The organism is Marinarcus sediminis (SeqCode), from assembly GCF_048571275.1.
In the GTDB taxonomy this organism is placed as follows: Bacteria; Campylobacterota; Campylobacteria; order Campylobacterales; family Arcobacteraceae; genus Marinarcus; species Marinarcus sediminis.
On the sequence record NZ_CP182357.1, the window covers coordinates 334,685 to 349,089 of the forward strand.

At 33.3% G+C, this 14,405-nt stretch carries 16 protein-coding genes; 4 read left to right on the top strand and 12 right to left on the bottom strand.

Annotation, left to right across the window (positions count from 1 at the left end):
* Position 1 precedes the first annotated feature (1 nt).
* From ACNI3C_RS01610 to ACNI3C_RS01635, 6 genes are all read right to left on the bottom strand, one after another.
* Positions 2-898 (bottom strand): polyprenyl synthetase family protein, encoded by an 897-nt coding sequence (locus ACNI3C_RS01610; protein WP_419770513.1) that lies wholly within the window; start codon positions 896-898, stop codon positions 2-4.
* A 9-nt stretch (positions 899-907) separates the two neighbouring features.
* A complete protein-coding gene (locus ACNI3C_RS01615; protein WP_419770514.1) occupies positions 908-1,210 on the bottom strand; it encodes a DUF2018 family protein in 303 nt (100 codons plus the stop codon).
* Between the two features lie 41 nt (positions 1,211-1,251).
* Entirely contained in the window at positions 1,252-2,547 is a 1,296-nt protein-coding gene (hisD, locus tag ACNI3C_RS01620; protein WP_419770515.1) for a histidinol dehydrogenase, read from the bottom strand.
* 8 nt (positions 2,548-2,555) lie between these two features.
* The gene (locus ACNI3C_RS01625) at positions 2,556-3,035 is read right to left on the bottom strand and encodes a shikimate kinase (RefSeq protein WP_419770516.1); all 480 of its coding nucleotides are present in this window, start codon (positions 3,033-3,035) and stop codon (positions 2,556-2,558) included.
* Between the two features lie 65 nt (positions 3,036-3,100).
* Positions 3,101-6,016, bottom strand: a complete 2,916-nt coding sequence (locus ACNI3C_RS01630) for an ABC transporter substrate-binding protein (protein ID WP_419770517.1) — start codon at positions 6,014-6,016, stop codon at positions 3,101-3,103.
* A 52-nt stretch (positions 6,017-6,068) separates the two neighbouring features.
* The gene (locus ACNI3C_RS01635; RefSeq protein WP_419770518.1) at positions 6,069-6,971 is read right to left on the bottom strand and encodes a 1-aminocyclopropane-1-carboxylate deaminase/D-cysteine desulfhydrase; all 903 of its coding nucleotides are present in this window, start codon (positions 6,969-6,971) and stop codon (positions 6,069-6,071) included.
* A gap of 45 nt (positions 6,972-7,016) precedes the next feature.
* On the opposite strand from ACNI3C_RS01635, the gene ACNI3C_RS01640 reads away from it, so the two are divergent.
* Positions 7,017-7,490, top strand: coding sequence for a MotA/TolQ/ExbB proton channel family protein (locus tag ACNI3C_RS01640; RefSeq protein WP_419770519.1), 474 nt, complete (start codon positions 7,017-7,019; stop codon positions 7,488-7,490).
* On the top strand, positions 7,487-7,867 hold the full coding sequence (locus ACNI3C_RS01645) for an ExbD/TolR family protein (protein ID WP_419770520.1): 381 nt from the start codon (positions 7,487-7,489) through the stop codon (positions 7,865-7,867). The genes ACNI3C_RS01640 and ACNI3C_RS01645 overlap by 4 nt, the downstream gene beginning before the upstream one ends.
* 40 nt (positions 7,868-7,907) lie before the next feature.
* On the opposite strand, the gene fbaA is transcribed toward ACNI3C_RS01645, so the two are convergent.
* The gene (gene fbaA, locus ACNI3C_RS01650; protein WP_419770521.1) at positions 7,908-8,975 is read right to left on the bottom strand and encodes a class II fructose-bisphosphate aldolase; all 1,068 of its coding nucleotides are present in this window, start codon (positions 8,973-8,975) and stop codon (positions 7,908-7,910) included.
* A gap of 9 nt (positions 8,976-8,984) precedes the next feature.
* Positions 8,985-9,812: a peptidylprolyl isomerase gene (locus ACNI3C_RS01655; protein ID WP_419770522.1), complete on the bottom strand. Its 828-nt coding sequence runs from the start codon at positions 9,810-9,812 to the stop codon at positions 8,985-8,987.
* Positions 9,813-10,056: 244 nt separating this feature from the next.
* Here ACNI3C_RS01655 and hsrA point away from each other — a divergent pair, with 244 nt between their 5' ends.
* Both hsrA and ACNI3C_RS01665 read left to right on the top strand, forming a co-directional pair.
* Positions 10,057-10,743, top strand: a complete 687-nt coding sequence (gene hsrA, locus ACNI3C_RS01660; RefSeq protein ID WP_419770523.1) for a homeostatic response regulator transcription factor HsrA — start codon at positions 10,057-10,059, stop codon at positions 10,741-10,743.
* 22 nt (positions 10,744-10,765) lie between these two features.
* Positions 10,766-12,058, top strand: coding sequence for an ATP-binding protein (locus ACNI3C_RS01665; RefSeq protein WP_419770524.1), 1,293 nt, complete (start codon positions 10,766-10,768; stop codon positions 12,056-12,058).
* Here ACNI3C_RS01665 and ACNI3C_RS01670 read toward each other — a convergent pair.
* The 4 genes from ACNI3C_RS01670 to rpsO form a co-directional block, all read right to left on the bottom strand.
* Positions 12,055-12,486, bottom strand: a complete 432-nt coding sequence (locus tag ACNI3C_RS01670; RefSeq protein ID WP_419770525.1) for a CoA-binding protein — start codon at positions 12,484-12,486, stop codon at positions 12,055-12,057. The two genes, ACNI3C_RS01665 and ACNI3C_RS01670, sit on opposite strands and share 4 nt — an antisense overlap.
* On the bottom strand, positions 12,486-13,535 hold the full coding sequence (locus ACNI3C_RS01675) for a DHH family phosphoesterase (RefSeq protein WP_419770526.1): 1,050 nt from the start codon (positions 13,533-13,535) through the stop codon (positions 12,486-12,488). The genes ACNI3C_RS01670 and ACNI3C_RS01675 overlap by 1 nt, the downstream gene beginning before the upstream one ends.
* Positions 13,532-13,933 carry an Rrf2 family transcriptional regulator gene (locus ACNI3C_RS01680; protein WP_419770527.1) on the bottom strand — a complete coding sequence of 134 codons (402 nt, stop codon included), beginning with the start codon at positions 13,931-13,933 and terminating at the stop codon, positions 13,532-13,534. Before ACNI3C_RS01680 ends, ACNI3C_RS01675 begins: the two co-directional genes overlap by 4 nt.
* A gap of 122 nt (positions 13,934-14,055) precedes the next feature.
* Complete coding sequence (gene rpsO, locus ACNI3C_RS01685; protein WP_419770528.1) at positions 14,056-14,328, bottom strand: 30S ribosomal protein S15; 273 nt, start codon at positions 14,326-14,328, stop codon at positions 14,056-14,058.
* Positions 14,329-14,405 lie beyond the last annotated feature (77 nt).

Genomic DNA, 14,405 nt, shown 5'->3' on the forward strand with positions numbered 1-14,405 from the left:
TTTAAAACTCTCTTTCTATCATCGCTTTCATTATCAAAATTAAATCGGTGCTGTTTTCATCTTTTAAAACAGCAATGGCTTCATTTCCAAGGGTTTTAGCTTGTAAAATTGAATCACTTAAAGCCCCCGTTAGGTTCATTTGTTTTTTTATCCAAGCCGCTTCTTCTTGCGTTAATGGTTTTTTATACAATGCTTCCAGACGTGTTTTGTCTTCCAATCTTTCATGTAAAAGCAAGTATGGAATGGTCACTTTCCCTTCCACAAAATCCAACATGGCAGGTTTTCCTAATGTCGCACTGTCTTGAGTAATATCTAAAATATCGTCCACCATTTGAAAAGCCAATCCCAAATTTTTTCCATAAAGGGCATATTTATCTTTGTCTTTATTTGCCATTATCGCCGCTGCTTTTGCTGCAGCTTCAATCAATGAACCCGTTTTTTTATAAATCATATCAAGGTATTTATCATAATCGCTGTTAAATTCAGCCGTTAAATCCACATCTAACATTTCACCAATACTCAATAGTGTTACTGCATTTGAAATGGTATACGCGATTTCAGAGGGCATGAAAGTCAATTGAGTAAAGGCTTTGGAGTATAAAATATCTCCAAACATAATGGCAGTTTTGTTATCAAACAAAGCATTGACAGAGGGTTGACCTCTTCGGGTGTCTGACTCATCAATCACATCATCGTGCAACAACGAAGCCGCATGAATCATCTCTACAATGGCACACAGCTTAATTGAATCTTCATGAATACCTGCAATTTTTAAAATCAATTTACTTCTTAACATTTTTCCTGTTGCAAGTAAATCCAAAAGTTGCAACGATTTTGCATCGTTACACTCTTGAACAAAAATTTTAATTTGGTTTTTAACTTGATTTAACGCTTCCACAAAAAAACCTTATGAATCTAATCTGCAAATAATTTCACCTGCAAACTCCACATAAAGACCTTTTTTCATCTTTGCAACCTCATCGGCATTTTCAAAAATAAATTGATGAATCATTTTATTAATATCAAAATCTTCAGCTTGATCTTTTGATAAAAGAAGTTCCATGGCGGCATATCGTTCTATGATTTTATCCATCTCATCTTCAACCACATCTGAACTGGCTTGTTTTGAAATGTCAAAAAATTTTGATTTGGGACTTCCCATAAAAATATCATCTTCGTCTTCGCTAAACCAATCTTTCATATAACTCATATCTTGTCCTTTTTTATAGCAATACTGTTTTTGTTTATATCTTAATAATTATCTAATCTTACTCTTACTGATTGTGCATGGGCAGTTAAACCTTCTGTGTCAGCTAAGAGTGCACACGCTTCTCCCAGTTCATTGATGGCTTCTTGTGAAAAACTGATAATCGATGATTTTTTCAAAAAGTTTTCCACATTTAAAGGAGAATAAAACTTCGCTGTACTTCCTGTTGGAAGCGTATGATTTGGACCCGCAATGTAATCCCCTATTGGTTCAGGGGTATTTTTACCTAAAAATATTGCCCCAGCATGTTTGATTTTTGGCAGAAGTTCAAACGCATTTTGTGTCATGATTTCTAAGTGTTCTGGTGCAATTTCATTCATCAAATCAATGGCTTCTTGCATTGAAGAGGCCACAATAATTGCCCCTCTTTCATCAATTGATTTTTTGGCAATTTCGCGTCGGCTGAGTGTTGTTAAATACGCATCGACTTCATGTGAGGTAAATTTTGCTACCTCATCACAGGTTGTAATCATAATTGAACTCGCCATTTCATCGTGTTCGGCTTGTGAAAGTAAATCAATGGCCAAATATTTTGGATTGGCACTTGAATCACTTAAAATTCCAATTTCACTTGGACCTGCAATCATATCGATGTGCACTTCTCCAAAAACCAATTTTTTGGCCGTTGCCACAAAAATATTTCCAGGTCCTGTAATCACATCAACTTTAGGAATTGTTTCCGTTCCATACGCCATAGCAGCAATCGCACTTGCTCCTCCTACTTTGTAAGCTTTGGTAATTCCACATAAGTGACACGCCGCGAGTAAAAGTTCATTGGGTTCATTATTAGGAGTTGGAGTACATACAACAATCTCTTCAACACCTGCAACAATCGCAGGAATGGCATTCATAAGCAAACTGCTGGGATATGCAGCTTTCCCTCCTGGAATGTAAAGCCCCGCTCTGTCAACAGGCGTAACTTTTTGTCCTAAAATGGTGCCGTTTTTTTCAAAATCAATCCACGATTTGGGTAACTGTTTTTCATGATACGATTTGATTCGGTTGTATGCCATGTGCAGGGCATCTCTTAATGGTGTGTCCAATTTATCGTAAGCATTTTTCATATCAGTAACGGAGATTTGTAACTCTTCATCTGAGTTAACTTTCCATTTATCAAACTTTTCAATGTGTTGTTTTAATGCGCTGTTTTTATTTTCAATAATATCATCAATAATGTTTGTAACAATCGATGAAACCTCTTTTATATCTGTTTTTGCTCTGCTTAAAATGTGTTCAAATTCATCTTTAAAATTTGCATCAGAAGTGTTTATAATTTTCATACAGTCCTCTATTTCGTTTTTTCTAATATCTCTTGTACAATATTTTCAAGTTTTTTATTCTCTACATCAATGACAATATCGGCAACTTCTTCATACAAAGGTACTCTTGTTTTGTAAAGTTTTTTTGCCTCTTTAATGTTTTGTAACAAGGGTCTTTTTTTGAGTTTATTTTTGGCATTGGGAGCTTTGTTGATTCTATTTAAAATCCCATCAAATGAGGATTTCAAATAAATAATTGTGCCCAATTGGCTTAAATTTGGTCGTTTATAAAAACCTCCACCAATAGAGATAATTGAGTTATCTACACTCTTTTCAATCCAATTAGCACACTCTTGTTCGAGGTTTCTAAAATACTCCTCACCCTCTTTTGCAAAAATTGTTTTAATTTTTCTGTTTTGTAAACTCTCAATTAAATCATCCGTATCTACGGCAAAACGTTTGCTTTTTAAGGCCAATGCTCTGGCAACTGTGCCTTTGCCTACACCCATAAAACCCATTAGTATTATATTATCTTTTTTCATAGTCAGAGATTATATCTAAAATTAGGTAAATTTTATGAAAGAGGCAAGTCAATTACAAATTCAGCCCCTCGATAAGAGACATTTTCGTAAGTATACGTAACATTTTGAACTTTGATGTGTCCTTGCATATGCTCTTCAATAATTTGATGTGTCATATAGAGTCCAATTCCCGTCCCATGACTGCTGTGTTTGGTCGTAAAATAGGGTTCAAATATTTGTGTGATTACATCTTCTCGTATGCCTCCTCCATTATCTTTAATGGAAATAATGGCTCTGTTTAACTTTTTATATACATCAATAAAAATATATTTGTTGTGCTCTTTTGTAATTAAAACATCTTTTGCATTGTACAAAATATTGATCAGCGCTTGAATAAACTCATTTTCATAACTTTGAATGGTATACTCTTCAAATTTGCCATAAATCACTTCAATTTGATTGATTTTAAACATTCCAGCTAATAAATTGATATTTTTCAACATCACATCTTTTACACTGAACTGTTTTCTCTCTTTTTCGCTTTTAAAGAAATTTCTAAAATCATCTATGGTTTGAGAGAGATGTTGCACAGTATTATTGAGTCGATCCAAATCTTTTTTGGCATCATCGATGTTAAATGCCCCATACTCCATTTGAAGTTTCATTCCCGTAGTTGTTGTACTGATTACATTTAAAGGTTGTCTCCATTGGTGAGCAATATTGCCTATCATTTCACCCATGGCAGCCATTTTACTTTGTTGAATGAGCAGTTTTTCTTTCTTTTTCACTTCACTGATATCAACCAAAACAGAAATACGTACATTTTTATCATTTAAAATGATGTTCGAACCTTGGGCAATGGCATAAAATGTTGAACCATCTTTTCTCAACCCTTCCAATTCATACAAAGCTGCACTTTTAGTTTTAAATTTTTTCTCGACGTCTTTAATTGAAGAAAAATGAACAAAACTTATCATCTTTAAGCCTTTCATCTCCTCTTTTGAACCGTATCCAAACATATTTACTGCAACGTCATTGACATCTATACAAATCTCATTTTCAAAAACAAAAACCGCTTCAATGACACATTCAAAAATCAACTCTATGCTGTTTAAAGATTTTTCCAACTTATCTTTTGTTTTATAAAGTTCATAATTCATCTTTTCCAACTCTAAAGATTGCTGTTGTATATGTAAGTTATATCTTTTTAATTGTTGATTTCTGTAAAACCCCAAACCAATAACGACTAAGAAAAAGAGTGTAATTTCAGCAATCAGTTTAATGTCAACTGATTTTTCTTGAGTGACTGAAATCCATCGGTTAAGAATTTCTTGTTCTGTGGCCTCATTGATAGTTGCAATGGCTTTATTGAAAATATTTAATAATTGAGGTTCATCGTTTCGTACGCCAACACCTAAGTCTAAGTTTTCATCAAACTTTCCTGCTATTTTCAACTCCCCAATATAGTTATTTTGTACTTGGTATCCCACGGTGGCTAATGTTCCAATAAATCCCATAAGATTTCCTTTAGAAACCATATTTAAGCCTTCGGTTATATTCTCAACTTCCACCAATTTATTGTGCGGATATTTTTTCTTTAATAACTCTGTGAATGCATAGTCTTTTACAATAGCCAAAGGCTTTTCATTGATAACATCTTTAATGTTTGAGATAAACAACTGATCCATTCGTGTAGCAATGACGATTGGGAAGCGAATATAAGGCCGCGTAAAACTCATGTATTGTTTTCGGCTTGGTGTGGGTGCAGCTAAAGAGAAAATATCACACTTTCTGACTTTTGCAAATTGAATTGATTGTGTCCATGTTTGAGTAGGCACAAGTTGTATGGGAATACCAATTTTATCTTCTAATATTTTCATGTACTCCGAAGTCATACCTATATGTTTGCCCTTATCAAGCTTCTCGTACGGCAACCAATCAGGATCAATACACATAGTAATGACTTTTTTGCTGTTTAAATACAATTTCTCTTCTGGTGTAAAAAAGAGAGTGTCATCGCCTTTTTTGTCGGTTCTGTTCAAGGCAAAAACCATACTGTCAATATCTATATTTTCATGCAATACATTTTCTTCTAACAGTTCTTCAACACTTTTTTCAAGCAGTGATATATCAACTTCTCCTATTTTATACACTTTATTCATAATAAGTTTTTCAGTTTCATTGGCTTCAAAAATCAACGCCTCTTTTGACTTCTTCATGGAATATTTGGTGTAAATCAAATTGATAATTTCAGGCTTGTTTTTTAAGGCATATTCCCAACCTTTGTTGGTTGCTTCAATGAATCGTTGTGTCTTATCTGGGTTATTTTTCACCTCTTGTGTTGTAGCAAATACGTTAAGTCCCATGCCATTGATACCATAATTGAGAGGATCAAGAATGTTGTATGCTTTTTTGGCTTTTTGAATATCATACAATTCATTAGAGACATACGCACTGATAACATCCACTTTGCCACTGACAAAATCTTTGACATCAAAGGTATGTGGTACGAGTTTATACTCATTGGGGCTAATACGAAATTTTTTTAGCAGTGTTGCAAGAGTTGACTCTTTGAGTTCTGCAGGATTCGCCATGATGGTTCTGTTTTTTAAATCATTGGGCGTTAAAATATTTTGTTGAGTAATAAATACCAAAGCGGAGCGTTTAAAATAATTTGCCAGTAAGGTCAGAGGTACTTTGTTATCTTCATACGCCAATAAAGACAGATCATACGTTACATAGGTTGCTTTTGATGATTTTAACTCTTGAATGACATTTATATTTGATTCAAACTCTTTTATGTCAACATCTAAACCAGCATCTTCATAAAATCCTTTCTCTTTTGCAGCAATAAAACCTGCAAATTCAAACTGGTATTTCCAATTGAGCTGAAGAGTTACTTTTTCTAATGGTGTTGTGTGTGCGAAAAGACATAGGCTAAAAAAAACGAGGGTTAAAAATAATTTCATTATAAACACCTGGATAATAATTGTGATTATTATATCTTTTTAAAATTAAAGTTCAATGATATTGCTTTCTTTTATATCGTTTTAACATTGATTTATTGCCTAAAAGACCCCCTTGATGGATGTACAAATATGTTTGATCATCACGGTTCTCTTCTAAATATTTTTCAAGGCTCAAAAAACCCAAAGGATCATAAAGCAAATCAAACTCAATATTGGTCTGTTCATACACCTTGATATGCATCTCATAAAACTCTCTGTAGAGTTTTCCAAAATGATATTTTTTACGGTGTTGTACAATCGTAGGATGTAAAGATTCATCTTTTTCTAAACTTAAAAATTGGCTTTTCAAATAGCTTTCACCACCTACACAAGCGCATGTTATGACTTTAAAAGGCAGATTTTTTTGTAAAAAAAGTGCGGTTGTTCCTGTTCCACTGGGAAGGACAACCACCAAATTCGTGAGTTTATTTTCATTCGCCCAACTCATAATTTCATTGGCCAAAATCTTCACTCCAAATTCTGCTTCTTTTTCACGTCCCCCTTCTTGAACAAAAAGGGTCTCTTCTTCATTGTCTAAAACAATACGCTTAATATATTCATTGGGGCTTAATGAGGTTTTGGAAGAAGATAAATCAATAATATTGGCACCATTTTCTGATGCATAAAAATAGTTTCCTTCTGGGTTCTTTATTAAATATGAGGCAATATGATCCACATAAAAGTCAAATTCCCAATTTTTTATTTTGGCCAATTGTGAAAAAGAGTATAAAGAGTTTGCTTGTGGAGAACCATAAGAGATAAGTTTTTTCACCTTTGGAAATTCATGCACCAAATAGTAGTAAAATTTACGCGCTTTATTGCCAGAAAATTTCGTATCCAGTAAATCATCGCGTTTTACAAAAAGGAGATGGTCATTAAATTTCGTTTTGTGAATGGGAGAGTTTATATAATTCATACCAAGATTATACTACAATTAACAAAAATATTTTAGGAATGATTTATGGATTTATTGACGTATGTTGAAAAAGGTGGAGTGATTGTTTATATCTTAATTGCTCTGAATATGGTAGGCTACACTATTATTATTTGGAAATTTTTAACCCTGCCTAAGAAAAACAGCTTGACAAAAAAAATTATTACAAAACTCAATTTCTCACACAATATTAATGCCCAAATAGAGTATGAAATCAAAAAACTTGAAGTGGGTCTTAATTTTATTAAAAATATTGCCTCCATTGCACCCCTTTTAGGACTTTTAGGTACGGTTGTTGGAGTTTTAAATGCTTTTGAAGCCATCACAGCAAATGGATTGGGAAACCCAAGTATATTTTCAAGTGGCATTTCTATCGCCCTTATTACCACAATTGCAGGGCTTATTGTTGCCATTCCTCACCATATTTGTTACAACTATTTTATTGCCATATTGGATGAATTAGAGTTAAAAGTTAAAAAAGAAGCAGTTGAAGTTCAATGAAAAGAAGAGAGCGACTCAATACCGATTTGACCCCTTTAGTGGATGTTATCTTTATTTTACTGATTTTTTTTATCGTCACATCTGTTTTTAAAAAAGAGGAGTTGGCACTGGTGTTAGATCTTCCCAGTTCCAATGCCAAAGAGGCAAAAATAGAACAAAAACAGATTTCAATAGAATTGAGTGAAGAAAAAATTGCCTATTTGGGCAAAGAGGTCAATGTAAATGAGTTGAATTTATCGCTTATGAAAATTACAGATAAATCAAAATCGATTATTTTAAGAATTGATAAAAATGTGAAATATGAAAGAGTGGTTAAAATTTTGGATTTACTTCAAGAGCATAAATTAAATAATTTGGCATTGGTGACTAACGAATAAAAAGCATACAGTCGAAAAACTATCGACTGTAACACTTGACTTAATTTTTATTGACACATCTCAAATCTGAAAATGCGGTTTCGAGTCTTTTCATAACACCTTCTTGTCCCGCTCTTAAAAACTTTCTTGGATCATAGTAACTTTTATTGGGTTTATCTTCGCCCTCAGGGTTACCAATTTGTCCTTGCAAATAGGCTCTGTTTTTTGCTTCATATCCTCGAACACCATCCCAGAATGCCCATTGGGTATCGGTATCAATGTTCATTTTAATCACACCATAATCAATGGCTTCTTGTATCTCTTCTAAAAGAGAGCCTGACCCTCCATGAAAAACAAAATTTACAGGTTTAGAATCTGAGCCATGTTTTTGTGCAATAAACTGTTGTGAATTGTCTAAAATTTTAGGCGAGAGTTGTACGTTCCCAGGTTTATAAACCCCATGTACATTTCCAAAACTTGCTGCAATAGTAAAATTGGGTGAGACTTTTTTCAACTCTTCATACGCATAAGAGACCTCTTCTGGTTGAGTATATAATAGGGCATTATCAACGTTGCTGTTATCTACACCATCTTCTTCTCCACCCGTGATTCCCAATTCTATTTCAATCATCATATCTAAGGCATTCATTTTTTGAAAATACTCAACACACGTTGCGATGTTCTCTTCAAGTGGATCTTCACTTAAATCCAACATGTGTGATGTAAAAAGAGGTCGTCCTGTTCTTTCAAAATGGTTTTTCCCAGCAACTAAAAGTGCATCAATCCAAGGAAGCAGTTTTCTCGCCGCATGGTCGGTGTGTAAAATAACAGGAATACCATAAGCAGCCGCAACAGCATGCACATGGTTTGCCCCACTGATACCACCTAAAATTGCTGCATCTTCAGCATTTAAACCTTTTCCAGCAAAAAATGCTGCTCCACCATTTGAAAATTGAATAATAACTGGTGATTTTGCTCTGCTGGCACTTTCTAAAACAGCATTGATAGAGTCTGTCCCAACCACATTAACAGCAGGAATAGCAAACTTATTCTCTTTGGCATAATCAAACAATTTTTGTGCTTCACTTCCCGTTAAAACACCTGGCTTTACAACGTCTAATACTCCCACTTCTGCTCCTTACTTAATATCTATTTTAGCGTTTTCTTTTAATTTAGCCACCACTTTTTTAATGGCCGTTCTGAACTCTTCTTGAACAAGTACTTGTTTGATTTTTAATTTTACATCATCAAACGATAATTTTTTTGAAGGAACTTTACTTTCTAAATAGATTACATGGTATCCAAACTGTGTTTTAACCGGTGTTTTTGAATATTCACCTTTTTTCAAAGCCATTGCTGCTTGTGAGAATTCTGGAACCATCTGTTTTGGTGAAAATTCACCCAACGAACCACCGTTTTTAGCCATTGGTCCAGTTGATAATTTTTTTGCGAGTTCAATAAATTTTTCTTCAACATTTTTAGCAGATTTTAATGTTTTGATAATATCTTTTGCCTCTTTTTCTGTTTCAACAACAATGTGTCTGGCATTTAATTTTTCGTCTGTTTGAAATTTTGATTCATTTAAAGTGTAGTAGGCTTTCATTTGAGCATCTGTTACAGAAATCTTTTTAAACTCTTCTTGCATCCAAATCTCTAAAGCCAAATCTTTTTTAATTTTTTCTAAAGCTGCAGTAAATCCTGCATTTTTTTCTATACCACTTGCTATGGCTTTATCTGTTAAGAGTTTTTTCTCTACCAGTTGATTGATTACCATATCTTGTGTATTTTTTGGTAATGTGTCAAAATCGACTTGTGGATTTCTTAATACAACGGCAATCTCATCTTTTGTAATATTTTCACCATTTACTGTTGCATAAATATCTTTTGCAACCAAACTTGTTGAGACAAGTGCTAAACTCGTCACCAAACTCAATACTAATTTTTTACTTTTAAACATCATTTGCATAATTATTCCTTGAAAGTTTTTTATAGGTGATATTCTATCTTTTTTTTATTAACAAATAGTTAACTTCTCTCTGATTTGAAGACAACTCCCTTTCAAAAAGAGATTATTATACAATGATTAAGCAAAATTTTAAAATTTAGCTTAAAAAACCTTTAAAAAAAATTCTTCTTATGCTATAATGCCGAAAATTTAAACTTAACTTAAATTTAAGCTTACAAAAACGTCATACAAAGGGATTTAATTTATGAGAATTTTAATTATTGAAGATGAAATCACATTAAACCGAACTCTTCAAGAGGGTTTAACTGATTTTGGTTACCAAGTTGATACAGCAGAAAACTATAAAGATGCTGAATATTTTATCGACATTAGAAACTATGACCTCGTTCTAACCGATTGGATGTTGCCAGATGGCGACGGAATTGAATTGTGTAAAATTGTTAAAAACAGAAGTTCACGAACAGCTGTTGTTATTCTTTCAGCACGTGATGATAAAGAGAGTGAAATAGAAGCACTTAAATCAGGGGCAGATGATTATATTAAAAAACCATTTGATTTCGATATTTTACTTGCAAGAATTGAAGCAAGATTGAGATTTGGTGGAACAAACATCATTGAAATTGATGATTTATCAATCAATCCTGATGAAGAAAAAATCATGTACAATGGTGAAGAGATTGAATTAAAAGGTAAACCTTTTGAAGTCTTAACACATCTTGCTCGACACAGAGATCAAATTGTTTCTAAAGAACAACTGCTTGATGCAATCTGGGAAGAACCAGAATTAGTAACACCAAACGTTATTGAAGTTGCTATCAATCAAATCAGACAAAAAATGGACAAACCTTTGAATATCTCTACTATTGAGACAATCAGAAGAAGAGGTTACCGATTTTGTTACCCTAATACCAACGAAGAAGCACAAAAATAATTTTAACACGTGAAGATATAATATGAACAATACGAAGAGCATTTACAAACAGTTTTACCAAAAACTTGTATTTGCTACTTCTTTGTTCATAATTACCCTCTCCTTTATCTTCTACGGCTACACCAAAGCAACCATTTATGAAGACATTAAAGAGAGCATTTTATCCGATGCCAAACTCATTTATAAAGTGAGTAAAGAGTCTAATATTGGGACAGCTTCGTTTAATGTTATTACTCTAGGTGATGTCAATGTAGACATTGTAACTCTGCCAAATGAAAACGATATCAAATACTCAAACTTCAGTCAAAATAATGATTATTATGTTCAATTGATTTACCCTTTTGATATTCAAAACAAAAAATTTATTAAAATTACAAAAAATATTAACTCATCCAGAAAAATGCTCAGTAAAATTTTTAATAATATTTTTCTCTTAAGTCTGGGTGGACTTATTATGGTCATTTTATATGCATTTACTGTTTCCAAAACACTCTTAAGACCCATCATTCAAATTACCGAAAAACTCTCAAATATGAATGAAAATTTTTTGACCCAAATTGATAAAAAGAATTTGCCCATTGAGTTTCACCCCTTAGCCAACTCAATTAATACCTTAACCAATAAGATACAGAACTTTGTTAAATTTAAAAAAGAGCTTTTTATTGGGGCTGCACATGAACTTAAAACCCCTTTAGCTGTCATGAAACTTAAAAATGAAGTGACCTTAATGAAAAAAAGAGAGTGTACCAAATATGAAGATACACTCAAACTCACCATCAATCAAATCAATGATATGAATAAAATGATTTCATCCATTTTAGATATGGGAAGAGCCGAAGGTGCCCAATTTGAAAAACCCATTGAGATTGACTTGGTCACGTTTATGAGTGCTAAAATTAAAGATTATAAACTCTTGTCTGAACAAAAAAACATCGATCTGGTTTTCAGATCTAAAGTGAACTCTTTTATCACCATTATTCAAGCCACCCTCTTAACACAAATCATTCAAAACTTTGTACAAAATGCCATTAAATTTACTCCATCAGGAAAAGGTATCGAAGTGAATCTTTACAAATATAAAGATACTGCCGTCATTGAAGTCATTGATGAAGGAAGAGGAATTGATGAAAAAATTGATCTGTTTGCCCCATTTAAACGAGTCGGGGGAGAAGCGGGAGCAGGATTGGGTCTGTTTTTAGCTAAAAATGCTGCAGATACTTTAGGTGCAACCATTGAATTGCGTAACAGAAGAGATGGTCAAACCGGTTGTATTGCCAGTTTGATTCTCTCCAGCAATCCTACGTGTAAGATTTAACTGAACAACTTTCTGTGTTCAATTTTTGTGCAATGATTTTGCACCACTTTCATACCAGCTTTTTTTGCTTTTTCAGCAGCATCATTGTTTACAAGACCCAATTGAGTCCAAACACAATCAATATCACCACGTTCAATACAGGCATCAACAACCAAACCAATCACATCGGGTTTTCTAAAAATGTCGACCATATCCACTTTAAAAGGAATCTCTTTTAAACTTCGGTAGACTTTTTCTCCTAAAATCATATCTTCTTTAGGGTAGACAGGCACAATTTTAAACCCCACATTTTTCAGATAGTTTGCCACCATATTACTGGCTTTGCTCTCATCGGGAGAGCACCCTATGATTGCAATGGTTTTAGTATTTTCAAAAATAGCTTTCATCTCATCACTGTTTGAGTTAACTGTTGGAAATTCACACTCCATTATTCACACCTTTTTAATCTTTCTTGAATAAAATTCTTCACATCATCATAATTGATGGTTTCAACAAAATCCATAAATTTTGCTCCAGAAGCATTGGGATGCCCGCCACCTTTGGCCAGTTTTTCAGCCAAAATGCCAACATCGATTTTGCCATCTGCTCGCAAAGAGACATTGCCTCTTCGACTGATATCAATAAAAAAATCATACTCATCGTTGGCTTTTAAAAAAGCATTTGCTGGAATAGATATTGAACCTAAGGTATACGTTAATAAGCCTTTATGCCCTCTGTACGTTATGGTTAAGTCCTCTTTTCTGTTTTCTAATGAGTGTACCAAATATTTGGCGCTGAGATTATCAATGGTATCGTTGGACCCATTGCATTTTAAATACTCTTTTTTTAGAAAATGTATCTCATCATCAAGTTTTATATGACCATCTTTTTCTTTGATGTATGCAGCTGCTGACTTTAAAAGTGAAATTCTAAATGCTCTGTTTTCATCCGCAAAAAGAATGTTGTTAATCTCACTTGCACGACTGACCAATCGCATCAATACTTTTCCAAATTCAAAATTTTCAACTTCATGATCCAACCAAATATCCACTGCATTTATGGCATCAACCAGCGGTTTAATCCAAGCATTTTCTTGGCAATTAAATCCTTCATACTCATCAAACAAATAGTCATAAACAATTTTTGTCGCACATCTGGTGGTATCTAACAAGTACCACTCATACATATTGGCACTTTTTTGTCCTGTAGCGTGGTGATCTAAAAGTTGCAGTTTAATATTCGCACCTGCCTCATTTAACGCAGTAATCTCTTTATTCAAATCTTTTGATTCACCTACGGTTAAGTTCAAATCGGTGATTAAAAAGAGTATCTCAGAGTCTAAATTTTTTTTTATCTCTTGTAAAACTGCTTCTATGCTTTGTTTAACTTCTGAACCATAATTGGCATTGATATAAAAACCTGTTTTAAAAAACTCTTTGGTCAAAAGTTGACACGCGTAACCATCTAAATCGGTATGGGAAATGTGGTAGAACTTCATTCAGAGATATCTTTCAAAGTTAAATCTTCTAAAAACAAATTTATTTTGGATTGTAAGTTGTTTAATAAAGGCCAAATTGTACAACAATTACCTCTCTCAGATGGGCACGCATCAATCGAAGGAGAACACTCAAAAACAGAAGGGATTTTCTCTTCCGCTGCTGTGGTGATTTCCATAATGGTAATCTCTTCATACGGTTTATTTAATGAAAACCCACCATTAACACCTTTATACGACTTTACTATGCCATTTTTGGCCAAATTTTGCATGATTTTTGCTAAAAAAGATTTTGAAATATTTAACTCACGAGAAAGTACATCAACATTTTTTGACTCTTCACTCTTTGCAATAGAAATAAGGGAAAGAAGTGCATACTCGCTCTTTTTTGTAAGTAACATAAAATTCCTAATATATAATTTTTGTTTATTCTACAAAAATAAAGATTAAGGTAAGTGAAATTCTGGGAAATAGTTTGAAATGTTTAAGAAAGGAATTCAAAGGCCAAGTGGCCTTTAAATAATTATTTAGCTCTGATTCCTAAATCTGCTACTAATGAAGTAAATTTAGCATAATCAGTTTTTCTTAGGTATTTAAGAAGTCTTTTTCTTTTTCCTACCATTTTAAGTAGACCTAATCTTGAAGAGTGGTCTTTTTTATTGATTTTTAAATGTTCTGTTAACACTTTAATTTGTTCAGTTAAAATTGCAATTTGCACCTCTGACGAACCTGTGTCCTTGTCAGCTCTTCTGTATTTCGCTATAATCTCGTTTTTTACGTCCTGATCTAAAGCCATGATGACCTCCTGATTGGTATATAATCTCACTGTTTTTCAAGTGGACGCGTATTATAATAAAAATTGTATTAAAACTT

Coding starts and splice junctions, on each gene's coding strand:
- ACNI3C_RS01615 (WP_419770514.1), bottom strand. CDS start 1,210: ATGAGTTATATGAAAGATTGGTTTAGCGAAGACGAAGATGATATTTTT.
- hisD (WP_419770515.1), bottom strand. CDS start 2,547: ATGAAAATTATAAACACTTCTGATGCAAATTTTAAAGATGAATTTGAA.
- ACNI3C_RS01625 (WP_419770516.1), bottom strand. CDS start 3,035: ATGGGTGTAGGCAAAGGCACAGTTGCCAGAGCATTGGCCTTAAAAAGC.
- ACNI3C_RS01630 (WP_419770517.1), bottom strand. CDS start 6,016: ATGAAATTATTTTTAACCCTCGTTTTTTTTAGCCTATGTCTTTTCGCA.
- ACNI3C_RS01635 (WP_419770518.1), bottom strand. CDS start 6,971: ATGAATTATATAAACTCTCCCATTCACAAAACGAAATTTAATGACCAT.
- ACNI3C_RS01640 (WP_419770519.1), top strand. CDS start 7,017: ATGGATTTATTGACGTATGTTGAAAAAGGTGGAGTGATTGTTTATATC.
- ACNI3C_RS01645 (WP_419770520.1), top strand. CDS start 7,487: ATGAAAAGAAGAGAGCGACTCAATACCGATTTGACCCCTTTAGTGGAT.
- ACNI3C_RS01655 (WP_419770522.1), bottom strand. CDS start 9,812: ATGCAAATGATGTTTAAAAGTAAAAAATTAGTATTGAGTTTGGTGACG.
- hsrA (WP_419770523.1), top strand. CDS start 10,057: ATGAGAATTTTAATTATTGAAGATGAAATCACATTAAACCGAACTCTT.
- ACNI3C_RS01665 (WP_419770524.1), top strand. CDS start 10,766: ATGAACAATACGAAGAGCATTTACAAACAGTTTTACCAAAAACTTGTA.
- ACNI3C_RS01670 (WP_419770525.1), bottom strand. CDS start 12,486: ATGGAGTGTGAATTTCCAACAGTTAACTCAAACAGTGATGAGATGAAA.
- ACNI3C_RS01675 (WP_419770526.1), bottom strand. CDS start 13,535: ATGAAGTTCTACCACATTTCCCATACCGATTTAGATGGTTACGCGTGT.
- ACNI3C_RS01680 (WP_419770527.1), bottom strand. CDS start 13,933: ATGTTACTTACAAAAAAGAGCGAGTATGCACTTCTTTCCCTTATTTCT.
- rpsO (WP_419770528.1), bottom strand. CDS start 14,328: ATGGCTTTAGATCAGGACGTAAAAAACGAGATTATAGCGAAATACAGA.